The 3755-nt window shown below is 52.1% G+C and carries 5 protein-coding genes; all 5 read left to right on the top strand.

Annotation, left to right across the window (positions count from 1 at the left end):
- Positions 1 to 563 (top strand): methanogenesis marker 12 protein (locus QCH34_RS08595; protein ID WP_300332883.1); only part of this gene is annotated, 563 nt, incomplete at its 5' end.
- A gap of 77 nt (positions 564 to 640) precedes the next feature.
- Positions 641 to 1186 carry a pyruvate ferredoxin oxidoreductase subunit gamma gene (locus QCH34_RS08590; RefSeq protein ID WP_300332880.1) on the top strand — a complete coding sequence of 182 codons (546 nt, stop codon included), beginning with the start codon at positions 641 to 643 and terminating at the stop codon, positions 1184 to 1186.
- Positions 1186 to 1446 carry a 4Fe-4S binding protein gene (locus tag QCH34_RS08585; RefSeq protein ID WP_300332877.1) on the top strand — a complete coding sequence of 87 codons (261 nt, stop codon included), beginning with the start codon at positions 1186 to 1188 and terminating at the stop codon, positions 1444 to 1446. Before QCH34_RS08590 ends, QCH34_RS08585 begins: the two co-directional genes overlap by 1 nt.
- Complete coding sequence (porA, locus tag QCH34_RS08580; RefSeq protein WP_300332874.1) at positions 1446 to 2600, top strand: pyruvate synthase subunit PorA; 1155 nt, start codon at positions 1446 to 1448, stop codon at positions 2598 to 2600. The genes QCH34_RS08585 and porA overlap by 1 nt, the downstream gene beginning before the upstream one ends.
- A complete protein-coding gene (locus tag QCH34_RS08575; RefSeq protein WP_300332871.1) occupies positions 2601 to 3482 on the top strand; it encodes a thiamine pyrophosphate-dependent enzyme in 882 nt (293 codons plus the stop codon).
- Positions 3483 to 3755 lie beyond the last annotated feature (273 nt).

Genomic DNA, 3755 nt, shown 5'->3' with positions numbered 1-3755 from the left:
GTGGATCAGATACCGATCCGAGATTCAAGATCTATTCGCACCAGACGAGCCCCGAGAAGATCGGGATCGCCTACCTTGTTTCACATGATCTGGGGGAGACCTTCGTCGTCTCCGATACCAGCTCAAATACCGTCACTCTTCTTGTAAAAAACAAAAAAATCGTTGGAGCATTCGATGCATGCATCTTTGCACCGGGAACCAGGCACGGCGCACTCGATGTCGATGCAATACGGCGGATCGACAGCCACCAGCAGACCGCAAACGAGGCTTTCATGCAGGCGGGGGTCAGCTCTACCATGCCGGAAGATCTTCAGATGAAGACTGTCGCACTCTTTGCCGCAATGGAGATTGCATCCATGCTCCTCCTTGCAAAAGATGCCCGGGTGGCACTTGCAGGATCCTGCGCTCCGGTCATTGCAGAAGAGGTGCAATCCCTCATTGGACGTGATATTGCCATCTATGACGAATGGGCAGCAGCACGCGGCCTCTCAATGATTGCACGGGATATTGCCGGAGGAAATAGAGAGATTCTTGGAATCCCGGTCATTTTTGATATGATCTGAAAAGTCATTCACCGATTTTGAATCCCCCATGCCGTAATTATATATGATTAATCGTGTAAGATTATATGGGGTTTTTCTTGAGAGAATTACGCATCCATGGAAGAGGAGGACAGGGCTCCGTCACCGCGGCAGAACTCATTGCAGTTGCCGCGTTTCAGGGCGGAGTCTTTGCCCAGGCTTTTCCTGCTTTTGGTGTCGAACGACGTGGCGCTCCGGTGCAGGCGTTTGTTCGGTTTAGTGACGAGAAGATCCGACTCCGAAGCCAGGTGTATGAACCTGACTACATCATCGTGCAGGACAGCACGCTGATTGCGGACATCAATGTCTTTGCAGGAATGAAAGCGGGAGGAGTTGCCATCATCAATACTGAAAAAACCGGCGGCTATTCTGCTCCTGATGGAGTTTCGATCATTACAATCGATGCAACCATAATCGCACTCGAAGAGATCGGGCTTCCGATCACAAACACCGCTCTGATGGGTGCTTTTGCCGCAGCAACCGGTGAGATTGAGTTTTCCGCACTGGAAGACGCACTTCGCGGACGATTCGAAGGCAAGCTCGCCGACACGAATATCAAGGCCTCGCAAAGGGCATATGAGATGATTAAAGGAGGCAGCGCATAATGCCGCTCAATATCGCATGCACTGCCCGGCCCGGCAAAGGCCGTGACAACAAGACCGGTTCATGGCGGGTCTTCTACCCGATCGTTGAGAAGGAGAAGTGTACCGGGTGTGGGATCTGTTCGCTGATCTGTCCTGAGGGCTGTATCGAAGTGAAGGGAGAAAAAGAGTATATTCCAGATCTCGACTACTGCAAAGGGTGCGGCCTCTGTGCAGAAGAGTGTCCAGGAGATGCGATCAAGATGGAAAAGGAGGAGAAATAATGAAAGAGATACTTGAGGGATCACACGCAGTTGCTGAGGCAACAAGGCTCTGCCGTCCGGAAGTGATCGCCGCATACCCAATCACTCCCCAGACCCATATCGTCGAGGCGCTCGCCCAGATGGTTGCAGACTGCCGCCTGCAGTCGGAATACATCTGTGTCGAGAGTGAGTTCTCAGCACTCTCTGCCTGCCTGGGTGCATCTGCTGCAGGATCGCGCACCTACTCGGCAACCACCTCACAGGGACTTGCCCTGATGTTTGAGGTCTGTTTCAATGTTGCAGGGATGCGCCTTCCGATCGTGATGACGATTGCAAACCGGGCTATGAGCGCCCCGCTCTCAATCTGGAATGATCAACAGGACTCAATCGCACTCCGTGATTCAGGCTGGATCCAGCTCTATGCAGAAGACAACCAGGAGGCACTTGATCTCCACATCCTGGCATACAGGGTCTGCGAGGACCACGACATCCTCCTCCCGGCCTTCGTCTGTTTCGACGGGTTTATCCTTACCCACACCTACGAGCCGGTTGATATGCCATCACAGGAAGAGGTCGATGCCTACCTCCCGGCATTCAACCCATACCAGAAACTCGATGCAAAGGACCCGATATCGTTTGGAATGTACGCAACGCCGGATTACTACCTTGAATTCAGGTACGAAAACCAGCGGGCGATGCTCCGTACAAAAGAGGCGATCCGGAAATATGGCGCCCTCTTTGGCGAACAGTTCGGAAGAGATTATTCCGGACTCATCGAGGGGTACAAGCTTGAAGATGCAGAGACAGCCATCATTGCGATGGGTTCAATCTGCGGAACCGTCAAGGATGCAATCGACGAGATGCGGGCTGACGGCAAAAAAGTCGGGCTCCTGAAGATCCGCTGCTACAGGCCATTCCCTGACGAGGAGATTGCAAGCGCTCTCTCCCATATCAAAACCGTTGCTGTACTTGACAAGAATGTCTCTCTTGGATCAAAAGGTGCAGTTGCACTTGAGGTAAAAGACGCACTCTATGGCTCATCAATCGATGTCTACGATTACATCCTCGGCCTCGGAGGACGGGACATCCGGAAGAAGGATATCAAAGCAATCGTGGATCTTGCCGAGAAGGGATCCGGCGATATGTTCTATGGACTGCGCGAGGAGTTGTTGTAAATGGTTGATAAAACATTAGAGCTGTTCGAGTGCGGCCACCGTGCCTGCGGAGGGTGCGGAGCAGCAAGTGCAGTCAGGATGATCCTGAAAGGGGCAGGCGAAAACACCATCGTCGTCTCTCCAACCGGCTGCCTTGAGGTCTTCTCAACACCCTACCCTGAGACTGCCTGGAAGGTTCCATGGATTCATTCCCTCTTTGAGAATGCAAGTGCGGTTGCCTCCGGAGTCGAAGCGTCACTTAAAAGACAGGGAAGGAAGGAGAAGGTCATTATCATCGGAGGGGACGGAGCAACGGTTGATATCGGGATGCTCTGCCTCTCCGGCGCCTTTGAGCGGAACCACGATATCACCTATATCTGCTATGACAATGAGGCGTACATGAACACCGGCATCCAGCGATCCGGTGCAACACCCTTTGATGCCAGCACAACAACAAGCCCGGCCGGATCCTGTTCCATGGGGAACAAGCATCAGAAGAAGGATGTTCCCGCGATCCTTGCTGCCCATGGTGCACCCTATGTTGCAACAGCAACCATGGCATACCCGACCGATCTCATGAAGAAGGTCGAAACGGCAGTCAACACACCGGGTGCCTGCTACATCCAGGTGCATGCCCCCTGCTGCACTGGATGGGGTTTTGAGGGGAGTAAGACCCTTGAGGTCGGAAAGCTGGCGGTTGAGACAGGACTCTGGGTCAACTATGAGATGGTTGATGGCACTGTTAAGAAAGCCAAGAAAGTAAAACGAAAACCAGTCGAAGAATATCTCTCTGTCCAAAAACGGTTCCGCCACCTCTTCAAGCCAAAGAAAAATGAAGAGGAGATCGCAAAGATTCAGGCGATCGCCGATCGAAATGCAGAGAAGTTTGGAATCGATCTCTAACCATCTTTTATATGAAAATGCATGGGAACACCCATCATTTTCATCTTGTATGCCTGTTGCCCCAGATGGCATCATGAGCATTTTTTAAGTATTCCTGCAATTCCCATCATAAAGAGACAGATTGAGGGGAAACTGAAAAGACAAAAGCCTCTTCGCTTTTTTGCGTGAGTAGTTTGAAGCACGTGCGGCGCGGGTATCGGGGGGCGGGGTAGCGAGGGAGCAGGATGACAGAGGTGATAAAACCTTGCTCATCAGAGCAACCTGAAAGGCGAT

The organism is Methanocalculus sp. (genome assembly GCF_029762515.1).
Lineage (GTDB): Archaea > Halobacteriota > Methanomicrobia > Methanomicrobiales > Methanocorpusculaceae > Methanocalculus.
This window is presented reverse-complemented; position numbering and strand designations above follow the sequence as displayed.

Excerpts from the sequence above, each read along its gene's own strand:
- QCH34_RS08585 (WP_300332877.1), top strand. The coding sequence starts at position 1,186 with ATGCCGCTCAATATCGCATGCACTGCCCGGCCCGGCAAAGGCCGTGAC.
- porA (WP_300332874.1), top strand. The coding sequence starts at position 1,446 with ATGAAAGAGATACTTGAGGGATCACACGCAGTTGCTGAGGCAACAAGG.
- QCH34_RS08575 (WP_300332871.1), top strand. The coding sequence starts at position 2,601 with ATGGTTGATAAAACATTAGAGCTGTTCGAGTGCGGCCACCGTGCCTGC.